22 protein-coding genes are annotated in these 22512 nt (G+C 36.6%); 16 read left to right on the top strand and 6 right to left on the bottom strand.

The window, feature by feature from the left end; all coding sequences use genetic code 11:
* Positions 1–196: 196 nt before the first annotated feature.
* The 5 genes from ACRXC1_RS11260 (at position 197) to ACRXC1_RS11240 (ending at position 4925) form a co-directional block, all read left to right on the top strand.
* Positions 197–766, top strand: a complete 570-nt coding sequence (locus ACRXC1_RS11260) for a manganese efflux pump MntP (RefSeq protein WP_433658847.1) — start codon at positions 197–199, stop codon at positions 764–766.
* Positions 767–824: 58 nt separating this feature from the next.
* Positions 825–1451, top strand: coding sequence for a carbonic anhydrase (locus ACRXC1_RS11255; RefSeq protein WP_433658845.1), 627 nt, complete (start codon positions 825–827; stop codon positions 1449–1451).
* Positions 1452–1621: 170 nt separating this feature from the next.
* Positions 1622–2188, top strand: coding sequence for an alkyl hydroperoxide reductase subunit C (gene ahpC, locus ACRXC1_RS11250; protein ID WP_392908967.1), 567 nt, complete (start codon positions 1622–1624; stop codon positions 2186–2188).
* Positions 2189–2261: 73 nt separating this feature from the next.
* The gene (gene ahpF / locus ACRXC1_RS11245) at positions 2262–3812 is read left to right on the top strand and encodes an alkyl hydroperoxide reductase subunit F (protein WP_433658842.1); all 1551 of its coding nucleotides are present in this window, start codon (positions 2262–2264) and stop codon (positions 3810–3812) included.
* 159 nt (positions 3813–3971) lie between these two features.
* On the top strand, positions 3972–4925 hold the full coding sequence (locus tag ACRXC1_RS11240) for an alpha/beta hydrolase fold domain-containing protein (RefSeq protein ID WP_433658840.1): 954 nt from the start codon (positions 3972–3974) through the stop codon (positions 4923–4925).
* A gap of 10 nt (positions 4926–4935) precedes the next feature.
* Here ACRXC1_RS11240 and ACRXC1_RS11235 read toward each other — a convergent pair whose 3' ends face one another.
* On the bottom strand, positions 4936–5121 hold the full coding sequence (locus ACRXC1_RS11235) for a hypothetical protein (protein WP_021268045.1): 186 nt from the start codon (positions 5119–5121) through the stop codon (positions 4936–4938).
* Positions 5122–5232: 111 nt separating this feature from the next.
* Positions 5233–6567: an oxygen-independent coproporphyrinogen III oxidase gene (gene hemN, locus ACRXC1_RS11230; RefSeq protein WP_433658838.1), complete on the bottom strand. Its 1335-nt coding sequence runs from the start codon at positions 6565–6567 to the stop codon at positions 5233–5235.
* A gap of 220 nt (positions 6568–6787) precedes the next feature.
* Here hemN and ACRXC1_RS11225 point away from each other — a divergent pair, with 220 nt between their 5' ends.
* Positions 6788–7213, top strand: coding sequence for an OsmC family protein (locus ACRXC1_RS11225; RefSeq protein ID WP_433658836.1), 426 nt, complete (start codon positions 6788–6790; stop codon positions 7211–7213).
* 135 nt (positions 7214–7348) lie between these two features.
* Positions 7349–8395: a hypothetical protein gene (locus ACRXC1_RS11220; protein WP_433658834.1), complete on the top strand. Its 1047-nt coding sequence runs from the start codon at positions 7349–7351 to the stop codon at positions 8393–8395.
* Between the two features lie 5 nt (positions 8396–8400).
* Here ACRXC1_RS11220 and ACRXC1_RS11215 read toward each other — a convergent pair whose 3' ends face one another.
* Complete coding sequence (locus ACRXC1_RS11215) at positions 8401–8988, bottom strand: histidine kinase dimerization/phospho-acceptor domain-containing protein (protein WP_433658832.1); 588 nt, start codon at positions 8986–8988, stop codon at positions 8401–8403.
* Between the two features lie 335 nt (positions 8989–9323).
* The gene (locus ACRXC1_RS11210; protein ID WP_433658830.1) at positions 9324–10346 is read right to left on the bottom strand and encodes a hypothetical protein; all 1023 of its coding nucleotides are present in this window, start codon (positions 10344–10346) and stop codon (positions 9324–9326) included.
* A 225-nt stretch (positions 10347–10571) separates the two neighbouring features.
* Between ACRXC1_RS11210 and ACRXC1_RS11205 the strand changes: the two genes are divergently transcribed.
* The 4 genes from ACRXC1_RS11205 (at position 10572) to ACRXC1_RS11190 (ending at position 14361) form a co-directional block, all read left to right on the top strand.
* Positions 10572–11867, top strand: coding sequence for a sensor histidine kinase (locus ACRXC1_RS11205; RefSeq protein ID WP_433658828.1), 1296 nt, complete (start codon positions 10572–10574; stop codon positions 11865–11867).
* Between the two features lie 40 nt (positions 11868–11907).
* Positions 11908–12375, top strand: a complete 468-nt coding sequence (locus ACRXC1_RS11200) for a DUF4442 domain-containing protein (RefSeq protein ID WP_433658826.1) — start codon at positions 11908–11910, stop codon at positions 12373–12375.
* A gap of 15 nt (positions 12376–12390) precedes the next feature.
* Positions 12391–13740 carry an NAD(P)H-binding protein gene (locus ACRXC1_RS11195; RefSeq protein ID WP_433658824.1) on the top strand — a complete coding sequence of 450 codons (1350 nt, stop codon included), beginning with the start codon at positions 12391–12393 and terminating at the stop codon, positions 13738–13740.
* A 126-nt stretch (positions 13741–13866) separates the two neighbouring features.
* Complete coding sequence (locus tag ACRXC1_RS11190; protein ID WP_433658822.1) at positions 13867–14361, top strand: Hsp20/alpha crystallin family protein; 495 nt, start codon at positions 13867–13869, stop codon at positions 14359–14361.
* A 13-nt stretch (positions 14362–14374) separates the two neighbouring features.
* On the opposite strand, the gene ACRXC1_RS11185 is transcribed toward ACRXC1_RS11190, so the two are convergent.
* Together ACRXC1_RS11185 and ACRXC1_RS11180 are read right to left on the bottom strand one after the other, a co-directional pair.
* The gene (locus tag ACRXC1_RS11185) at positions 14375–15013 is read right to left on the bottom strand and encodes a hypothetical protein (RefSeq protein ID WP_433658820.1); all 639 of its coding nucleotides are present in this window, start codon (positions 15011–15013) and stop codon (positions 14375–14377) included.
* Between the two features lie 33 nt (positions 15014–15046).
* Entirely contained in the window at positions 15047–15562 is a 516-nt protein-coding gene (locus ACRXC1_RS11180; protein WP_433658818.1) for a helix-turn-helix transcriptional regulator, read from the bottom strand.
* A gap of 130 nt (positions 15563–15692) precedes the next feature.
* Here ACRXC1_RS11180 and ACRXC1_RS11175 point away from each other — a divergent pair, with 130 nt between their 5' ends.
* The 5 genes from ACRXC1_RS11175 to ACRXC1_RS11155 all read left to right on the top strand — a co-directional run bounded on the left by ACRXC1_RS11175 (position 15693) and on the right by ACRXC1_RS11155 (position 22476).
* The gene (locus tag ACRXC1_RS11175; protein ID WP_433658816.1) at positions 15693–16751 is read left to right on the top strand and encodes a type III polyketide synthase; all 1059 of its coding nucleotides are present in this window, start codon (positions 15693–15695) and stop codon (positions 16749–16751) included.
* Complete coding sequence (locus ACRXC1_RS11170; protein WP_433658814.1) at positions 16739–18769, top strand: hypothetical protein; 2031 nt, start codon at positions 16739–16741, stop codon at positions 18767–18769. The genes ACRXC1_RS11175 and ACRXC1_RS11170 overlap by 13 nt, the downstream gene beginning before the upstream one ends.
* Positions 18766–19926 (top strand): NAD(P)/FAD-dependent oxidoreductase, encoded by a 1161-nt coding sequence (locus ACRXC1_RS11165; protein ID WP_433658812.1) that lies wholly within the window; start codon positions 18766–18768, stop codon positions 19924–19926. The genes ACRXC1_RS11170 and ACRXC1_RS11165 overlap by 4 nt, the downstream gene beginning before the upstream one ends.
* Positions 19927–19933: 7 nt before the next feature.
* Positions 19934–20503, top strand: a complete 570-nt coding sequence (locus ACRXC1_RS11160) for a YceI family protein (protein ID WP_433658810.1) — start codon at positions 19934–19936, stop codon at positions 20501–20503.
* A gap of 86 nt (positions 20504–20589) precedes the next feature.
* Positions 20590–22476, top strand: coding sequence for a sensor histidine kinase (locus ACRXC1_RS11155; protein WP_433658808.1), 1887 nt, complete (start codon positions 20590–20592; stop codon positions 22474–22476).
* Positions 22477–22512: the final 36 nt, after the last annotated feature.

The following is a 22512-nucleotide window of genomic DNA, read 5'->3' as shown; positions in this document are numbered from 1 at the left end:
CCTTCTTAGGCCCTTTTCTTGTTTGAGTGCAGACTTTGAAATCGACTTCATCAAAAAATAAACTTATTGAAAGTGAGAATGTTGAGATAAGCAGTACTATTATTATTTTCATCTGAAGAGACAATAGTAATCATTTAATAAATCAAATAGTTATTTTATAATTGCCTGTAATAAGCCTACGCATTATAAAGGTCTTATGATTAATTATTTTGAAGTTATTATTATTGGTTTAGTTCTATGTGCGGATTCTTTTTCGGCCGCCGTTGCCATGGGGGCCAGACCTCATAAATTTAGCGACACATTAAAGTTTGCATTTTCTTCTGGTGGAGCCGAAGCACTTGTTGCCTTTTTAGGTGCAATTGCTGGCGCAAAGGTCATTGCACAATTTGATTATATTGACCATTGGATTTCATTTGGTCTCTTAACTGCTGTTGCCATTCACATGGCCTATGAGGGCTATGAAGAACTCAGTGGTAAAAATGATGGTGAAGAAGAGAAGCCAAAACAATTTCACAGTTTATTAAAAGTAATCCTCGTTTCATTTGCCACAAGCCTTGATGCATTTGCTGTAGGGGTGACAATTGGTGCATCGGGTAAAGTGCTGACTCCATACATTACTTCGATTGGCGTTTGGGCATTTTGTTCGACAATAGTGGGAATGAGCATTGCTAAACGTGCTTCTGATAAGTTAGGACCAGTTTTCAGCATCATTGCTGCGATTATTTTACAAAGCCTTGCAGTGAAATTCCTACTCGAAGGCCTATAATTGGCAAATTCAAATCATTCACATATTATTTAGCGAAAGAAAAAAAGTAGGTGAATTTATGGATATCAAAAAGATTTTTGAAAATAACAAAGAATGGGTTCAATCTAAGTTAGACCAAGATGAGAAGTACTTCGATAAACTAGGGGCAGGACAAAACCCTAATTTTCTTTATATCGGATGCTCTGACTCTCGAGTTACGGCCGAAGAAGTAATGGGCGCTGGACCAGGTGAGATCTTCGTTCACAGAAATATCGCCAATATGGTTATCAGTATCGACCTCAATGTCATGAGTGTTCTAAACTACGCAGTTGACCACTTAAAGGTTGATCATATCATCGTTTGTGGACACTACGGTTGTGGTGGTGTTAAGGCCGCAATGGAAAGCCAAGACCTTGGAATTCTAAATCCATGGCTTAGAAATATTCGCGATGTCTATCGTACTCACAAAACAGAACTTAATGCCATTGAAGATGAAGACAAGCGCTACGAGCGTCTTGTTGAACTTAATGTCCAAGAGCAATGTATTAATGCCATTAAAACGGCAGCAGTTCAAAAGGCCAACCGTGAAAGAGGCCTTAAGGTTTACGGCTGGGTCTTTGATGTACATTCTGGAGAACTTAAAGATCTCAAGATTGACTTTGAAAAAACTCTAGAAAATATCATGGAAATCTATCATCTTGACTAAATAAATTAAGTCTTAAGCAATTATAGTTATATACACGCCTATGGTGCCTTGCGGTATCATAGGTGACATCTATCAAGCATTAGATAATAAATATTAGATAAAAATCACCTCTGATGGAAGAATCTTATAAGTAGAATATCACTTATTAAAACTTCTAAAGGAGATGAATAGTGCAAACTTTAATCAACACAAAAGTACAAGACTTCAGTGTACAAGCTTACCACAATGAAGATTTCAAAACAGTTACTGCTAATGATCTAGAAGGTAAATGGTCAATCCTTTTCTTCTACCCAGCAGACTTTACATTCGTGTGCCCAACTGAGCTTGGTGACATGGCCGATAAGTATGAAGAATTCCAAAAAATGGGTGTCGAAGTTTACTCTGTATCAACAGATACTCACTTCACACACAAAGCATGGCATGACACTTCAGAGACAATCAAGAAAATCAAGTACCCAATGCTTGCAGACCCAACAGGTCAACTAACTAGAGCATTTGGTGTTCATATTGAAGAAGAAGGCCTTGCTTATCGAGGGACTTTCCTAATCAACCCAGCTGGTGAAATCAAGCTTGCTGAAGTTCAAGATAACGGAATTGGACGTAACGCTGACGAATTAATGAGAAAGGTTCAAGCTGCTCAATTTATTGCTGAGCACCCAGATGAAGTATGTCCAGCTAAGTGGAAGCCAGGTGCTGAAACACTTAAGCCAGGTTTAGACCTTGTAGGAAAAATCTAAGATTTATCCTCAACGATATTTTGGGCCCAGGCTTTATTGCTTGGGCCTGTCCTAGAATTTTATTGGAGTAATTATGTTAGATAGTGGAATCATTGAACAGTTAAAGTCAGTCTATGCTCAACTAGAGAGTGAGATTGGGCTTGTCTACAATGAATCAAGTCATGCTAAACAACAAGAGCTTGTTGAGATGCTTGAGAGCATCGCGACCACTTCTCCAAAGATTGTGGCAAAGTCTAGCGGACAAAATTACGATTACCCCCATTTTGAAATTCATGTGAACGGCAATGCGAATGGAATCAAATTTTCTGGTATACCAGGTGGACATGAATTCACTTCGCTAATCCTTGCCATCTTAAATAGTGATCTTAAAGGAAAACTTCCTGATGAGATGATTATTAATCGAATTAAAGCTTTAAAAGGTGAGATAAGCCTTAAAACATATATCTCTCTTTCATGTGAGAATTGTCCAGATATCGTCCAAGCACTTAATCTCATGGCCATCTTCAAAGAGGATTTCTCTCACGAGATGGTTGATGGAGAATTTGAGCAGGATGAAATTACTAGACTTAAGATTCAAGGCGTACCAAGTGTGATTGATGGAGATGACTTAGTTCACTCTGGAAAGTCTTCACTTGTTGATTTACTAGAAAAGCTAGAAGCACGCTTTGGAAGAGAAGAAGCTCAAATCTCTAGTGAAGCAAAAGATTTAGGCTTATACGATGTTATTGTTATCGGTGCAGGCCCTGCAGGTGTCTCTTCAGCAATTTACTCAGCTCGTAAGGGACTTAAGACTGCTGTGATCACTGATCGTATTGGTGGTCAGATGCAAGATACAAAAGGCATCGAAAATTTTATATCGATTCCTTATACGGAAGGCCCGCACTTGTCTGCGGCACTTAATAAGCATATGGATGAATATGATATTAAGACTCTTGAAAATCGTCGTGTTGATAATATTGAAAATGGTGATGTAAAAACACTATTCTTAAATAGTGGGGAAACTGTCCAAACAAAAGCTCTTATTATTGCAACAGGTGCAAAATGGAGAGAGCTAGGTGTTGACGGCGAAAAAGAATATATTGGCCGTGGGGTAGCTTATTGCCCACACTGTGATGGCCCTTATTACAAAGGCAAGGATATTAGTGTTGTTGGTGGTGGAAACTCTGGAGTTGAAGCGGCCATTGACCTTGCTGGTATTGTAAAATCTGTGACTCTTTTTGAATTTGCACCAGAGCTTAAAGCAGACTCTGTTCTTGTTAAAAAGCTTGCGTCTCTGCCAAATGTAACAATCGTTAAAAATGCACGTACGGATAAGGTTATTGGTGATGGTGAAAAAGTTATCGGACTTGAATATGAGGACCGTGCAACTGGTGAAATGAAGAAAGTCGACCTTGATGGAGTCTTTGTTCAGATCGGGCTTGTGCCAAATAGTGGATTCCTTGGAGATCTCGTTGAAAAGAATAAGTTTGGGGAGATCGTTGTCACTGATAAGTGTCGCACAAATCAGAAAGGTATTTATGCGGCCGGAGATGTAACAATCGTTCCATACAAACAAATTATTATAGCAATGGGAGAGGGGGCCAAAGCTGGTCTCGCTGCCTTTGAAGATTTAATGCTTGTGTAAACGCAACAACTCTCTCTGCGTTACATAAATAATCTAGAGAAATCTAGGGGGCCCCTCATCTTCTACTCATGCGTGAGGGGCTTTTTTCTTAATTTGGAGTTAAAAAAAATTGGCAATTCTTTTATGAGGCCCTGTTGCTCTTATCCCGATATTAGCCTTATGGAGAATAAAGCACTCAAAAAGAATTCGTATCCACTAGAAACTGAATTTCGCTATAAAGAAGACGAAAGTTTTGGCTCTTTTGTCTCAAAGGGAAGTCTTAGAATTCTACAACTTAGAAAGATCTTTTCTAAGATTGTTGAAAAGAAGAAAGAAGATCCCATACCAAATGAAACGAGTATACCTCGTGCTTTCTATCATGAGTTTGATATTCATTGTATGCAGATACAAAATCGTAACCTTTTCCAATTCAGACCGATGGGGAAGGAGTGTGCAAAAACGGTTTTCTATATTCACGGTGGGGCATTTATCTACAATATGAATGTTGGGCAATTCCACTTACTCACTCAGTTAATGCGAAATGTTGATGTAGAAACAATTGTTCCTGATTATCCATTGGTACCCCATGGAAGTGTCTTAGATGCGCTCTCAATGATAAGGGAGTCTTTTGAGAAAACCGCCCAAAGAGTTGGAGCAGAAAATATTATTGTTATGGGAGATGCAGCCGGTGGTTGTCTTGCTCTTGCTCTTTGTGAGCAAATGAGAAACGAGAAAGCTCCACTTCCATCTTCAATTATACTCTTATCTCCTTGGCTTGATATCACCATGAGTAACCCTGAAATTGAAAAATTTGATGAGCATGAAATGGTCTTAGATCGAAAGGGAATTAGAGAATTGGGAGAACTTTTTGCAGAAGATTTGCCTGATGATGATTATCGTATAAGCCCGTTAAGAGGGGAGCTTGATGATCTTCCAGAGATCAATATCTTTACAGGAACTCACGATATTTTACATCCAGATGCGAAGGAATTAAAGAATCGTTTGAAAGAAGGAGGCAGACCTTATCGCTATTTTGAATACCCCAAGATGATGCATGGATTTATTGAGATGCCTCATCTTAGGGAGTCTAGATTTGCTATTAATCAGATTATTTTTCTATTAAAGAATAACTAAAGAGTTTTTCTTATGAACCGCAACCGATACAGTCGATAAAACTCTCAGGTGGTTTAACACCATCAAGTTTCATTTTAATATTGTGAATTCTTCCACGAATATCCATATCTTCCATCATATTTCCAGTAAGTTGACCTTCTAGAAGTGTGATTTCTGCAAGTAACTCTTCTTTTTGTTGCGGCGTTAATTGACTCATTTATTCTCCCTATATTGTGTGTTGTGTGACCTAAATTATCTATTAGATTGCAAAAATATGCAAATTATCAAAACTCATCTTCTAATAGTTAGAGTCTATTAAACAATTTAATTATAGGGAGCGAGAGCCGCTATTTTGCTTGGCCTTCATTAAATGATGATCAAAAATGCTTGCAATATTTCTCATAAATGGCCTGCCTTCTTCTGTGACAATGATCTTATCGCTACTTGCAATAAGGCCATCTTTCTCAAGCTCACAAATTTTATGACTGATAAGAGAAGCATTCTTTAAACCCTGCCATGCTTTATTTGAAACGCTACTTGTCGCAAAGAAGTTTTGTAAGATTTCTTCCACGGCTATATCTTCTTGAGAGTGAATATGACCAGCGCTAATGGCAAGCTTTTTCTTGCTGATTGATTCGTAATACGACTTCACGTCCTTTTCGTTTTGAACAAAGCTCTTTGCTGATGATGAGATTGAAGAGCAACCTAGACCGATTATAATCGGGGAGCTCTTATGAGTGTGCCCCATGAAATTTCTTCTAAGTTTTCCTTCTTGCTTTGCTTGGTAGAGTTGTGAATTGGACTTGGCAAAATGATCGAGTCCAATCTCTTTATATGAATGCTTTTCAAGTAAATTCTTTCCGTGTTCATATAGTGCTCTTTTAGCGGCCCCTTCAGGAAGAGCTTCTTGAGGAATCAGTTTCTGATTTTTTATCTTTGAAGGAAGGTGAGCATAGCTGTAAAAAGCAATTTGTAGTGGTTTAAGTGAGATGACCTTCTCAATTGTTTCTTCAACTGATTTTAATGTTTGAAAAGGTAGGCCATAGATTAAGTCAAAGTTTATATCATCTATACCTATTTCGCGACAGTAGTCCACAAGCTCCTTTACCTTATGGAAAGGTTGCACGCGCCCAATCGCTTCTTGTACTGTTGGATCAAAATCTTGAATTCCCATTGAGAGACGACTAAAGCCTAATTTCTTATAAAGGTCTAATTGTGACTTTGAACAAGTACGAGGATCTATTTCAATGGAGCCCTTGAAGTCTTTAGAATCAATTGATTCTCTAAGCTTATCTAATAATGTTGAAAAAGCCTCTTCATTTAGAAAGTTAGGAGTTCCACCTCCAAGGTGAATTGATGAGATCTTGATATCTCCCATTTGTTCGCGGTAGAGATCCCACTCTCTTAGTAAGAAATCTACATACTCAACACCACGATTCTTATTTTTTGAAATAATTCTGTGACAACCGCAGTAGTAACAAAGCTTTTCACAAAACGGAACGTGGATATAAAGTTCTACACCTTGGGACTTACTAAGGCCTTCCTTAAGGTGCTCAAACCACATCTCCTGTGATGGTGCCCCTGTCCAGTAGGGAACTGCTGGAAAGCTCGTGTAGCGAGGTACAGGTACATTATATTTTTGAACAAGGCCGTCTTTAATCATCTTTTTATCTCCTAAGGGCAATCTTAGAAGAATTGGGTCAAAAAAAAGATGATGTAGCTTAGGTTTTTGCTTGAATTGCAAGTTGAATCTGTTTTGTCTTGTTCAAGCTTTAAAGATTATGGCCTTGTTTTAGTTATTAAACAAAAATAAGGATTTCTTTAAAGCAGCTGGACTCTAAAAACCCTTAAGATAGCAAGATAACGAGAACATTGGAGTATATATGAGTATCTACAGTACCAACACCCACGGCGAAAGAAATGATGGAAGAATGAAAATTTCTTCTAAAGGAAAACAAAATTTGGAAGCGACGGCCCCGCCTGAGTTTAAAGGACCTGAAGGAGAGTGGTCTCCAGAAGATTTATTCTCAGCTAGTATTTCTAGTTGCTACCTACTTAGCTTCAAGGCATTGGCCCAAGCAAGAAAAATGGACTGGGACACACTTGATGTTAAAGCAGATGCTAAGTTAGAAAGAAAGGATGGAAAGCTCACTTTTACAAATGTCGAAATCCAGCCAAATCTTGTTGTTAGTGGTAAGGAGAATGTTGAGGATTATCTAAAGTTATTAGAAGAAACTCAGCACAAATGCCTGGTTACAAATTCAATGAATTGTAAATTCACGCTAAATCCTAAAATCAAAGTAGCCTAATTACACCTCATCTATAAGTGGGGGAATACCCCACTTGTAGAATGTCTATTTTATCGACGGCCTTGTAAAAAACACTTTAAAACCCATCAATCAACTTGAATATGGTTAAATGCAAAAAATTAACAAGGCCAATAAATGAAGAAGTTATTCGATATATTCGCACTCTCTTGTTTGATGAGTTCGAGTGCTCTTGCCTCCAATTTAGCAATGGACTTATCGACAGAAGTAAAAATCTTAAATGCTGAATATGGGAATGTGAAAGACTACCCAATTGTAATCTTTGATAAGAGTGAAGTGGTTCCTTTACTCAAAGGCCATAGTGAAGAGGAGCAAGTGAAGCTTCTAAGCGAGTATATGCTTCAAAAATTTAATATCGTCTTAGAAAGAAATGAGGCGATAAATCTCATTCCATATTTTGGTATTTTAAATGGTTCAGCGTCGGCCCTCCCTTTTATGAAAGGTGGCTGGAGTCGTGAATTTAAGTTTTGTGCAGTTCTTCCTAATGGGGTCATGAATGATCTTTCAAGTGAGGTAAGAAGAGTTCTCGGTCATAGTGATGAAGTTGATGTATATAAGAACTTTGACTTTTCACAATTCGAAAAAATATTTTCACTTGAGGAATTACACTACTATTCTCTCTACCATGAATTGTCGCATTGCCTAGACGATATTTATCTTCCTGAGAATTATCATGCGCCACCTAGTGGTCATGGAGTTCATCAATCCGAATCATTTGCTGAAGTGAATGCCTTATTCCTTATGGCACAAAAGAAAGGATTAAAGCGCATAGGAATCAATAGGGCGCTTCTAAGAAAGACTTATAGTAAATATATGGGTCCTTATCTCGCAAGTGATAAAGTGAGTCCATATGCCGGTGAAGTCGTAAAACAAGGGGGAGGGGTCTATTTTCTTTCACCTGTTCTTATCGCTGCTCAAAGAGAGATTGAAAATTACAACAAGGATGTTTTAAAATACGATCTTAATGAAACCTTGAAGCTTTCGGCAACTATTGTTGAACATCATTCGATAAATTCACGAAGTTTCCAAGGTTTTGTAAAATACTTCAAAGATGGAAAAGAAGAAACCCTCAAATACTATAAGGCACTTGCGGATAGGGACCCAGATCTATTCTTGGCCTCTTATTATGACTTGGTCTATCTGACTTCGATTCTTGAAAACTGAGGTAATTAAAGGATGTCATCAATTGACCTTTTGTGGCTTTTTATGGCCTCGTAAAGGTCGTACATCTTGCTATTTGTTCCATAATCGACCTCTTTAAAGTCCTGAATATCTTTAATTAAGTGAGTGATCTTAGAGATGCGATCGAGACTCTTTTCACAACGATTTAATGTATCGTTATCATAATTTCTTTTTAGTCTACTTAAACATAATTTTGAAACCGTAAGGGGATTATTAATCTCATGAGATAAGGTGATAATCATTTTAGAGATGGCATCTCTTTTTTGAAATTGTTTTAGCTCCTTAGACTTTTCGCGGTCAACGACATGTTTGTAATAGACCACTAAAGAAAAAAGAAAGATAGGTATCCCTTGATTAACAATAACTTGGAGCTCTTTATCGAGAATTCCAGAAAAGCTATTTCCCATATACGAGTTATAAATTATAGCAATAGCGTTTAGTAGTATTCCTCCAAAACCGACTCGAAACGAAACGGTATATGAGATCAGGGCAAAGATCACGAGCATCCAGGGGACTAGTGACCCTGCATGTGATTGAAGCTCAAATGCTCTTAAGTTGATAATAACGTAGCTCATGCTAAGCATTAGTATCTTAAATAGAAGTGGATTATCGTATCTCTTATAAAAGTAGAGAGTGTATGTTGCAATTGGGATAAAGATGAGAAAGGGGATGTTGTATCGGCTTGTAATACCAACATTAAGGGAAAATACCCCAATTATTATGAGGAAAATAAATATTATAGAAATTAAGGAGAAAACGATTAAGCGCGCTTCATAGCGCTTATCAATAGCTTGAAGTTCATTCTCATTATTAACAGAATTTGGATAAAAGTATTTGAATAAATCGACGCTTATGATTCACCTCTAGTTGACTCAGTCGCTTTCGCTTAATTTTAGGTTTTATCTTTTACTCAGTCAACAGAATCCATTTTACTAAGATATCGTTGCTTGATCTCTTCAATTAGAGCAGTGTTGCTGTGCATAGGAGAGGTTTTAAAAGCGGCCTTCTTAATCCTCTTATTCATTTGAGATTCAATTGAGTTGAGGACGATTTCTATTAATTCTTTCTTAAGTTTTTCTTCATTCTCTTTTTTGAAAATTTTAGGCAGAATTTCTTCTCCAAGATATTGGCGAACTAATGCCAACTCACCATGCTCTTCATAGAGTCCACGATTATCATATTTTGTATTTTGATCCTCAAATGACCTTAGTTTAATTAGCTCATAGGCGTCATCTGTCATCTGGTCATAGTAAAGAGCATTGAAGATGGCATTGCGATTATTTGTTACAAGAACGGCCATGAGGTCTGCAAAGAGTTCGTTATATGATGACGAAAGATGATATTTTTCAAGCTCATCATGAGTCTTTATGCGCTCTTCAATGGACTCGATTTGCTTTGTATAGTATTTAACAACATTTCTCGGATTTCCTTCAGCATAAGCTTTTTGGCGATTAACTTTAAAGCGCGATAGCCTTTCTGCTAAGGCCTTAAGCTTCGGATAGAATTGTGTTCCAATTCTCTTTCCAAATATAGCATGAGAATACTCATGATAGAGGATCGCATCAGTTCCAACTGTATATGAGTTAAAGACTTGTCCCCATTGGTTTGAAAATGTTAGGTGAAGAGGAATTCGTACTGTTTCTCCAATATCAAATGACGCACCATTGTCTCTGGCAAGTATTTCCAAGTTTATCATTGGTGCATCTGGTTTAAGATTTGCAACTTTACTTAGGGCTTTTTCGGCCCAATCTACATCACTGCAATCAATAGACTCTGTCTTCTTTACTTTAAACGCCGAGGCGACGTATTTATATTCTGTACTACACTTTAATTCTTCTTGAATCTGATGAAAATCGAGTAATCTCGACTTGATGTCGCTTGCTGATGTGTTTAAGGCAAATAAACTAATAATGAGAGGTGCGATTTTGTTCATATTTATAATTAGCACGTTCATATATGCCACTTTGTTAAATTGAAAGTTTTCCGCAGGCCGACCAAATATCGAACATAATAATCATTTGTTTTAGCTGTTTAACTTGTTGTTTTTACGAAATATGATGGCCGTAAATTTTTACAATACAACTTTTTTTCTCGAATCTCTTAGATAAATGTAGTAAAGACTAATTATTTACGTGTTAATAATTTAAAGGATTAACTATTGGAAACCCTAATTAATTCCTTTGGCGAATTTAAGTCTCGTTGTGAGGAGAGAAGTTATCTTCAAACGTCTTGGCCAAAGGATCGTACATATACACTTTTGTCGTATTTAGTATGCTGTATTCTTCTTTTGTTTGCAGGGATACTTGCCGACTATCAACGTGTCTATACTTTTGGTTCACCAAATATTCTCACATTCTTTAGGGCCCTACTTGTTGTTTATGGGTTTGGTTTCTTTTTTGCTTTTAGAAAGAGTGATTATAGTGACAAAATTGAAACTCACTTATTTTTTATTAAACTTGTTTCCGTGGTCATTGTTGCACTTATGACATTTATGATTATGGGGACAAGTACGACACTGCTTGCTGGTATAATGATTATGACCACGTCATTCTATGTCATGCTACCAGGAAGACTAAATGGAATCATTTTAAACTGTGTACTACTTTTTGCATTATTTATAATAATTCCAATTCTAAATGAATCAGTTGATCTTAAGAAACACTTCTACAAGGTCTTTATTCTTCTATCGTTAAATATTGTTCTTTTTGCCTTCAGGTCAATGTTTAATAGGGCCTGGCGATTATTTTATATTTCAAACCGCCGTCTTGAAGAGCTAAATAAAACAAAAGACGATGTTATTTCAACGATTGCTCATGATTTAAAAAGTCCATTACAAGTTATTCTATCGTCAGCTTCTCTTGTTTCAAAAAGAAACGAACAGCTTTCAGTTGAGAGAATCAAGCTTTACCAAGACCGTATTATTAAATCGGCAAAGAAAACAGATGCGCTTTTAAAGGATCTCCTTGCCTGGGCGCTAACTAGTAATGAAAGCTTAGGCTATAGTCCAAAAGAACTAAATATTAAAGATACGATAACAAGTGCTGTTGAGTTTGCTTATGAGTTAGCTCAAACGAAAGACCTCGAAATAGAAGTTGATCTAGAGGACTACATCTTTAATCACGATAGCAATATGATTGAAACTTGTGTTCGTAATATTATTTCAAATGCAATTAAATTCTCCCCTGAAGGAAAGAAGATTGTGGTCAAGGGAGCTATCGAAGACGGCTATGCAATCCAAATTTGTGATGAAGGAGAAGGGGTTCCTAATATTGTTATTGACGGAATCCAGAGTGGACAGACATTTCATGTAAAGCAGGGGACAAAGGGAGAGAAAGGAACAGGCATAGGTCTGAAACTAGTTCATACTTTTCTCAAAAAGCATGGTGCTACTCTATTTATTGAAAATATGCCAACTACTGGCTCTCGCGTGACTTTGAAATTTCCAATGATATAATAAATACTTTATTAATCGACTGAATTTTAAAGGTTTCGCCATGAGCTTTTGGCAAAGAATTTCACCAGAAAAGGCCATTAAATTACTTAAGTTTTGGCCTCCTTACCTCGGTGCAGGAATTAAGGTCTTATCAATTAATGATGAACGCACAAAGATCCTTGTTCAAATGAAGCAAACATTTCTTAATACTAATTATGTTGGAGTTCACTTTGGGGGAAGCTTATACTCAATGTGTGATCCATTCTATATGTTACTTCTGAGTTTTCATCTTGGAAAAGATCATATCATTTGGGATAAGTCTGCGGAGATCGACTTTTTAAGTCCTGGGAAAGGTGTAGTTAAGGCCGAGTTTGAAATTACCATGGAAGAAGTCGAACGAATAAAAAAACAGGCCAGTGAAGAAAGAAGAGTTCTTCCTGTTTTTGAAACTTCTATTTATGACGAAAACGCTAAGGAAGTCGCAAGAGTAAAAAAAATTCTCTACGTTCGTCGCAAGAAGAAAGATTAACTATAGTTGTCCATTATGAAAGTAGCAATTGCTGGTGCCAATGGTTTTATTGGTCGTAACCTCATTCAAAAGATCAAAGGCCAACATCAAGTTAGGGCCCTGGGGCGTAGTGAGTCTTATTCAGATGAGAACGTTGAGTTTTTAAAAACAGATCTCTTCTCTTATCACAGCACTAAGGAAGCCTTAAAAGATATTGATATTGCAATTTATCTTGTCCATTCAATGCTACCATCATCACGATTATTTCAAGGAAACTTTCGTGATACGGATCTTCTTTTGGCCGATAACTTTGCAAAGGCATGTCAATATAATGGAGTTAAGCATATTATTTATCTGGGAGGACTTGTTCCGACTGGTGAAAGTAGTGAACACCTTAAAAGTCGACTTGAAGTAGAAGAAGTATTTAAGACATCGGGGATTGCTTATACAATATTGCGAGCGGGCATGATTGTTGGAGATGGTGGTTCATCTTTTGAGATTTTAAAGAATCTTGTTATGAACTTACCTGCAATGATTTTACCTAAGTGGACAAAGAGCCGCACTCAAGTGGTCTATATCGGCGACTTATTGCGAGTTATCTCACATCTGATTGGTAACGAAAACTTCTTTCATCGTATTTTGAATATTGTTAATGGAGAGGATGTTACCTACGAGGAGTTGATTAGAAAGACTTCTCGTCGCTTTAGAAAGTTTTGTCCAATGATTCCTGTTCCAATTAATTATTTAAAATTATCAAAATGGTGGGTGACTATTTTTGGTGAGTCACAAATCGAGTTAGTTTCTCCTTTAGTCGATAGCTTAAAATGCCACCTTCCAAAAGTAGATATTGAAGAGGATATTAAAGACCTAATCAAAATTCGATCATATGATGAAATGTTAAATTTGATTAATTTAAGAAAAACTAAAAGAACTTCTCGTAAAGCAAGGCGAAAAGAAGAAAAAACTGTACGCTCTATTCAACGCCTTGATAATCCCAACCATCTCGAAATGAAAGAACTTGCGAGTACTTATATGAAGTGGCTCCCACGTTTTATCAGATTTATTATCCATGTTCATGAAGAAGAAGGGACTATTACTTTCAATGTTTTTGGATTTAAAACAGCACTATTAATTCTTAGGTATATCGAAAATAAATCGAATTTAAGAAGAGCGAAGTTTCATATTGTTGGAGGAATTTTAAGTGCATCTAATGACACTGGATGGTTGGAGTTTAGAAGTGTTGCTAATGGAAAGTTTACTCTAGTATCAATCAATAATTTTCGTCCATCACTTCCTTGGTACATCTACTGCTATACTCAGGCACCAATACATCTCTTCGTGATGAGATCTTTTAGTTCTTATTTAAAGCATTTAAAAATATCTTAAGTTTATCCGACTCATTCACAATGATAAGATGGCATTATCTTAATAACCAGAGATAAGTGATGGCGTTTATCTATTGGCGTCGTTATGTACTCTCTACAACACACACGTAAGTTAAAGGAGTTTCTCATGATTAGACGTTCAATTGTTCCTCGAAAAAGTTCTGTATTCAATTCAGACTTTTTTGGTTCAGCAAATTTTGATAATGAGTTTAGGGATATTATTACCGGCCTAGAAGATATTTGGCAGGGCAGAGGAAGTGGAAGTAGTAATGCCTTTGGTGAAATTAAGGAAACTGATAATGCCTATTTACTAAGTATTGATATGCCTGGTGTTAAGAAGGAAGATCTAAATATTCAAGTCGATGATGGCCTTGTTACTATTGAAGCCGAACGTAAAACGCTCTTTGAAGATGGTGGCGGAGAGACTCGACGTATTTCTCGTAGTCTGACTGTGCCTCATTTTATCAATCGCAATGAAGTTCAGGCCCAAATTCAAGATGGTATTCTTTACTTAGCTCTACCTAAGAGTGCAGAGAAGAAGTCTCATAAGATTGAAGTTTCAGATGCTACTGAAAACTTTGTTAAATTATTTGCGGATGAAAAGGATAAATCATCACATTAACATTTTTGGAACACTAGGCTTTAAGGCCTAGTGTTTCTGAATCTAATAAGTAGATAAAAATAGGTAGCTTGGAAGTGATATGAACTTCTCCTGAAGCTTTATTTGAAAGGGTCAAGCAGCTAAGAGTCTTTACTTTTTTTTCATTATTTAGTGGGTAATCACATGCGCCGCTAATTTTTAGTTCTTGTTTCTCAAGACTTAAAAGTGAAAATGTACCTTTGTGAGTAAATGAGAAATCTCCACTAGAACATGCCAGAAGCTTTCTTTCAAAATTGCATATTGTTTGTGATTTTCTCTCTTTTAAAAAATGATGAATTGAGCCGAGGGTAACCATTTGATGGTCGAGTCTTCCACCTAAGAAGCCAAATAATTTAATCTCGGTGATATTGTCTGGTATCAGTGTTAAAGCAAAGGTGAGATCAGAGAAGTCTTTATTTTCATCTAAGGTGATATCAAGACTATCATTTGTTTGATTAGAATCATCATCACCAACAGAGAGGTAAGGGTGGTCATCACTTGGTCTATGGTTGAGCCCACCATCAACATAAATAATTGGAGAGTCAATTATATAAGGAAGACTTAAGGCCATGGGCCCAATAATTGTGATCTTATTTGTTTTTGTTAGTTCTTGTCTAAAACTTTCTAGCTTCATTAAAAATTATCTCTTTGTTTCTAATACTAGGTATTATAACTCATCGATGACTAAAATATCCTCTAAAAAGAATGCCGAAAGTTCGCTGCGCCCACTAAGGTTTGATTTGCTGTAAATATTAGAACAGTGTTGTTTTATTGTTTTCTCAGCAGTCGATCTGATTTCAGCAATTTCTTTAATGGCCAGTCCCTTTAGAAGAAGTAGGGCGATATCTTTTTCTGACTTTGTCAGTGACCATTCATTTAGCTGATCATTTATTTTCTCTGAAAGCCCTCGAGATAATTCACGAGTTTTTTGTTTATAGTTTTCTAAATCAAATTTTAGTTTAGTAACATCTGAATTAATTCTTAAGTTTTCCTTTTTTATAAATAGCCACTTGAACCATAGAACTGCGGTTCCGATAAGTCCTATGAGCATAATAATACCTTCCTCGATAACGTGCTCGTAAGTCGAGCCATCGCTGAGGTCTTCGTAGATATCAAAAATAAGAAAGATGGAGATAAGAAGGAAGAGTATTCCAGTAATTAGGCGTTCACGTTTATTAAGCATAGTTCTAGGACCTTAGTCTTATAAGAGTTGTATCTATCTGATAATACACATTTTATTTGGAATTAGGACTTTCGTCCAGTTACAAAATTAAGGTTTTTGAACGATTCTTTCTCTAGGAAAGGAGGAACAAATGACACGTATTGTTCACATGGAAACTTATAAACCCGATTACACTTACAAGACTGAAGAGATCGTTGAAGCAGCACAGCGCCTATGGCTAAAAGATGTTGATGAGACCACAAGACGTAAGGCCCTGAAAATATTTAAGGGCTCCAAAATAGATCAACGAAGTGCAGTTGTTGACCTCGAGACTGTCTTCTCCAACATTAGCTTTGAAGAGAAGAATAATATCTATAAGGCCAAAATGGTTGAGTACGGTAAGAGGTTATTGAAACGAACTTTTGAAAGATCAAATATTGATCCAAGCGAAGTGGACTATATTATCACAACAAGTTGTACTGGATTCATGATTCCATCAGTTGATGCATACCTCGTCAATGAATTTGGTTTAAGAAAGGATGTTGTTCGTCTGCCTGTTACAGAAATGGGGTGTGCGGGAGGAACCTCGGCCTTGATTTATGCCGATGAATTCTTAAAGGCCAACCCCGATAAAACCGCCCTTGTGCTGACAATGGAAATTCCAAGCATCACATTTCAATTGAACGATCTCGATGCGGCCAACCTTGTATCAACTGCGATCTTTTCTGATGGCTTTGCTTGTGCTGTTTTAAAAGGTGGTGAAGGAAAAGGTGCCCATATTATTGATACCGATATGTATAATTTCTCTCATGGCGAGTACCTAATGGGTTTTGAGCTAGTTAATTCTGGTTTAAAGATTGTTCTTGATAAAGATGTGCCAAGTTCAATTGAGGGTAATTTTGAAAATATCTTTCTTCCATTCTTAGAACGTAATGGCCTGAAGATTGAAGATATCGATAATTATATGTTTCACCCTGGTGGAAAGAAAATCATTCAAATGGTTGAAGACTATATTGGTGATTACAACAAAGATATTTCAGAGTCTAAATGGGTTCTTGAAAACTGTGGAAATATGTCTTCTGCGACAATTCTCCATATCTTTGACAAGGTAACGAGAGAAAGGGTTATTGAAAGCGGACAGCGTGGCTATATGCTAGCATTTGGCCCAGGCTTTATGGCCCAAAGTATTCTTCTAGAGTGGAGGTCATAATAAAAGCGATTCTTAGATCTCTATTTATTATTTCCTTTGTCGGCGTTTTTGCTGGAATGCTTTTTTATACCAAGGATATCAAACAAAAAAATCCAGAATCGATTTTTTTAACTGATGAGGGTATGGATCAATTTAGAGCATTTCAGCAAGACTACCCGGAAGTTGACTCTCTTGTTGTTTACACAAATGAAGCTCCTAGTGAGGAGGCGTATTTAAGACTTGAGAAGTTTGGCAATGAGATGGCGCAGCTATGTGATGATGAATGCTACTTTGTTTATCCTCATGATCTTGTAAAAGAGCGTGCGATTCTTACTCGTGAACTTATTAAGGGAGTCGATGCCCAAGCTGATCTAATCTCGTCTAATCGATTAGGCTTTCTAATATTTAATAATGGTAAAAAAAGTCAGCTAAAAGATGTAATTCGTAAAATTGAAGAAAATCAAAATTTTTTCTGTGCTGGCCACGAGTACACAAATTATCATCTTGACCAGTCATCTGCTCTCGTTCAAGAAAAGCTATTTCCAATTCTATTTGTCTTCTCATTTATTCTACTGTTGGCCTTTATAAGAAATTTTCTAGCAACATTATTGCTCTTCGTTCCATGTCTTTTTAGTGCCATTTTTTCTTTGGCAGTCATTAAGTTCTTTTTTGGAACGATGAATATGGTGACTTCAATTGTTCCACTTATGACCTTTGTTATCGTGCTCTCTCTTGGACAGCATATCTACTTCACAGCAAGAAGGGAGGGGAGTTTATCACTTGCCTTTAAAAAAAAGATAAAGCCAATTTCTCTTATGCTCGTGACTACTTTCATTGGTTTCTTGTCATTATATGTGAGCGAAATCTATGTTGTTCGAGTATTTGGATTACTGAGTAGTCTTATGATTCTTCTATCTTCATTAGTCTCAATGCTCTGGTTATTAAGTGTTGAGAAAGTCCTAAAGCTTGAAGAAACAGCTCATGTGAAATTGTCAAAGTATCCAGGACATAGTTTATCCGGAGCAAGCCTATTTCTTATTTGTAGTATCTCTCTATTTATTGGGATATGGGGGGCAATGAATATCGATATCATTACAGATGCGACGAAGTACTTTCCTAAAGATACGGCCATCGCAAGAAGCTTTAATGAAATCTCTCCAATCGCTGGTGGGGTGCCATTACTAGAAATAGGAATGGGGGATTTAAGCTACGAAGATTTGAAAAAGATAAGTAATATTGAAGATGAGTTAGGGACTCTAGCTGGTGTGAGTGTAATGTCTCGTAACCTTGTGGTGAGAAAGATTAACCAAGCATATAGTGGGCATACTTCACTTCCTGAAAATCAATTTGCCTATGCGACTCTTTACTCAAAGGCCGCAGAAGGAATTCGAGAAGCTTATCCAATCGATTCATTCTATAAGATTACTCTTTTAGGGACTCCTTTGAATGTCGATCAATATGAAGATCTCTTGGTAAAAGTAAGAAATATCCTAGGAGAGAAGACCTACATACTTGATGGCCTTTATTATAATTTAATGATTTCACAAAAAGCGATGGTACATACTCTTTCAAAAAGTTTTCTTTTGAGCTTATTTATTATGGCCATTATTGCTGTTATTTCATTAAAGCAGTTAAAACTGTTTATGATCTTCATTCTTGTAAACACTATGCCACTGGGGTTATCTCTCGGCTTTCTTAATTTAACAGGGATGTCCCTAAATATCGCGACTGTGATGACATACAGTGTGGGGCTTGGAATAGTTGTTGATAGCACCTTTCACTTATTGCATTTCTTTGATGAAAGAAGAGGTGGCTTTTTGTCGTATGTTGAAACGATCGTGAAACCAATACTGACAAGTTCGCTGACACTAATTATCGCATTTTTATTGTTTGGAATTTATGACTTTCTACCTATTAGGGAGTTTGGTGTAAACTTATCCTTCATTTTATTTTGTGGGATGATTTTTGATCTCTTTGTTCTACCAACTCTTTACTTAGGTCGCTCCTCTTTAAAAGAGGTTATGGAGGATTGGGAATGAATATCTATGATGTACTAATTGTTGGTGGTGGTCCCGCGGGGGCACTCTTTGGTCATCTGATGGCCAAAAATGACTCTAAGGTTTTAATCTTAGAAAGAAATAGGGAAATTGGCCGTAAGGTATGCGGTGAGTACCTTTGTCCACAGGGTGTAAAGATATTGGATGAGCTTGAGTTAAATTCGGTTTATCAAGACTTTCTTCCTTTAGAAGGGATGATCATTCATACTGCCAAGAAAAACAGGGTAAATACAACTTTTCCAAAAAGCCATGGTAAGAAAAATTTTGGAGTAAGTGTTAATCGCCAAGTTCTAGATGAACGGTTAATTAATCTTGCGAGTGAAAGTGGTGCTCAAGTTATTTTTGGAAAGACTGTCGTCAGAATGGAGTACTTAGGCACTTATTGGAGAATTGAAACTTCTGATCATGATGTCTTTTACTCTAGGCTCTTAGTCGGTGCAGACGGAAGAAACTCTTTTATTGCTCGAGAACTAAAACTACAATTACCAAACTCAAAAAAACGCATTGCTTTACATGCTTGGCTTGAAACAAGTAAAACACCTTCTCGAAAAGGGCAGATGTTTATTTTTGATAAAGGGAGTTATATAGGTGTCGATCCAATCTCATCAAAAGAATTAAACCTTTCACTTGTTTGTGGCGCCCAAGAGATCAAAAAATATGGTAATGCAAAAAGTACATTTGAACATTACCTTGGTCAAATTAAAAATGAACTTGGTGTTGAGCTAACAGAGGATGCAAAAATCCATACCAGCTATCCGATTGAACATAATGTTAGAGATGTCGTTGGGAATAATGTGGCCTTAATTGGTGATGCTGCTGGTTTCGTTGATCCTATTACTGGTGAAGGGATTTTTAATGCACTACTTACTGCAAAAATGCTTTTTGAAAGTATTAATATCACTAAAACATGCTTTGATTATAATCAGTCTCTATTAATTTACAAAGAGAAGAAGTCGAAAAATTTTCGAGAGAAAACTTTTCTTAATATTGGGTTTCAATGGCTCATTCGCCGTTCATGGTTAATTGAAGTCATTGCGAAATTTTTAAATCATAGTCAAAAAAGAAGAGATAACTTTATCGGAATTATTGGAAATATTCACACTCCAGTTAAGGGTCTCTTTAAAGTCATTTTTTCTTGAGGTATATATGAAATTTATAAAACTACTCACAATGCTATTACTCTTACAAACAAGTCTCCATGCAGAATCAAAATTAACCCTTAAATATGATAGTTATGACAAAGCACTTGAAGCAAAGAATCGTATCTTCTTCAATATGTCTTCTACAAAGGCCGGAATCATAACTACAGACTTTAAAGGTGTAGTTAGAGATGCAAAGATAACTTATTCGAAAGATGGAAAAGGTAATTACAAAGATATTTCAATAGTAGTTGATACAAAGCAATTAGATACAGATAATGATGCACGCAATGAGAAGATGTATGAGCAATCTCTCGAAACAGAAAAGTACCCAAGGCTTATTGTTCGTGTGCCTGGCCCCGTAAGACTCGGTGAGTTAAACAAGGGAAGCATTGAGATAAGAAATAAGAAGCACTCAATTGACCTATTTATCGAAAAAGTAGTGACTACTGAGGGGGAGGCGTCTTTAGCGGGGAAGTCTGTTTTGTCCCTTAAGAAGCTTGAGATCCCTGACCCATCAATTTGGATAGCAACTGTTCACGATGAAGTTGAGGTAAAGTTTTACGTGGTGCCTTAAAGTAATTTCGGGCTTTTATGAAGATTTTTTGCTAAATTGATAAAATTTCTCAATACTTTTTAGCGATAAAATGATAATTTCAAATAGTGAAATGGGCTAGGGCATTATTCATCACATTCATCCTAATTATCTTGGCGCTTCCAAGCATTGCATTAGATAAATATGAAGTTCTTATTCTTCATTCTTACTCGCGCGACAGTATTTGGACGGATATTATTGATCAGTCTATTAAGAAGCATCTTTATAGTGATAAGAATCACTTAGACGTTTATACAGAATATATGGATTCTAAGCGTTTCTTTGGTAAGGACTATGGTGAAAGATTATACAATTTATTTTCAATTAAATACTCTGATAGAAATATAAAATTAATTATCACTTCTGATGATAACGCTTTTGCCTTTGCAATGAAGTATCGAGATAAATTATTTCAGAATAGTCAGATAATTTTTACAGGAATTAACGGTTATAATAACGAGTTTAAGCAGAAGTATCGAAATGAGAATAACTTTACGGGACTAGTTGAAAGCTTCAAGATTAAAGAAATGCTTGAGCTTTCTCAAGATCTACATTCCAGGGCCAAAAAGTTTTATATCATCAATACCATTCATACACCAACTGGTCAGTATCTTAAAAAAGAATTCCAAAAGTCTATTGCTGAATTAAGATTAGAAGATAGGGTTGAGTACCTAGAAGATATAAGCGCAAGTGATCTTTATAAAAAAGTTGAAACTCTAGAGAAGGGCTCCTTTGCTCTTTATGGTGGCTTCTCTCGTGACCGTGATGGAAACTTTCTCGATTTTGAGAAGAACCTTGGTGAATTAGCAAAACACTCGAATGTCCCTATTTACGGCTTCTTAAAATACTACCTTCCATATGGATTGACTGGTGGCTACTTCACAAGTGGTGAGCTATACGGAAAGGAAGCGGCCCTTATTGCAAATAAGGTCATTGCGGGTGAGGATATCAATTCAATCCCAATTGTTGAAAATGTGGAGGCTCCGATAATTTTTGATTACGCAAGAATTGTTAAGTACGGCCTAGATTTTCACAAACTACCTGTTAGTTCACAGATTATTAATCGCAATAATAAGCTACTTCGTTTTTATGAAGAATATACCTTTGAGTTTTGGTTTATCCTTTTCTCATTTGCGTGCCTGTTTATTAGTCTCGTAGTTCTTGCCTATCATTTTGAACAACAAAAGAAGCACAAGAAGGCCGTACTCCGAATTAACGAACAGCTTGAGGATCGAGTCGAAAAGAGAACAAGACAGTTAATTGAACAACAGTCGAAATTGATCAACTCGGCCAAGCTCGCTTCAATTGGTGAGATGGCCAGTGGAATTGCTCATGAAATTAATAATCCTCTGACAATTATTGATTTAAGTGCCTATCGAATAATTCAAATGGCCGATAATGAAGTTGTTCTAAAGTCTGCACAGAAAATAAAGCTTACGGTAGATCGCATTTCTAAAATTATTAAAGGGCTTAAGCAACTGGCCAAGGAAGATGCTAGTCTTTCAAGCGAGCTTGTTAATATTAAGGCCGCTATTGAAGACGTTATCTCAATTTGCAAGGCAAAGTTTAAAGAGAACGAAATTCACTTCAAAATTGATGTTGATGAGAACTTAAAAATTCACGGTGCCCCTGTTCAGATTTCTCAGGTAGTTTTAAATCTCCTAAATAACTCCTTTGATGAATTGGTGCAAGGAGATACTGAGCGCTGGATTAAGCTTGAAGGAAAGAAAGAGAAGGATATCGTTGAAATTTCTGTTACGGATTCTGGCAAGGGTATCTCTGAAGAGATCTTTGAAAAAATCATGGAGCCGTTCTTTACAACTAAGGTTGATCAAAGAGGTACTGGCCTTGGGCTAAGTATCTGTAAGAATATTATAGAGCACCACAAGGGCCGTATCTTTGTTGATAAGTCATGCCCGAATACTCGCTTTGTCATTCAGCTACCTACCGCATAAATAAATAATTACATTCTGCAGGATAAGTGATATTTA

The sequence above is a fragment of the Halobacteriovorax sp. GFR8 genome, from assembly GCF_050955245.1.
Taxonomy (GTDB): domain Bacteria; phylum Bdellovibrionota; class Bacteriovoracia; order Bacteriovoracales; family Bacteriovoracaceae; genus Halobacteriovorax_A.
The sequence above is the reverse complement of the archived record's forward strand: the minus strand, read 5'-3'. Positions and strand labels throughout refer to the sequence as shown.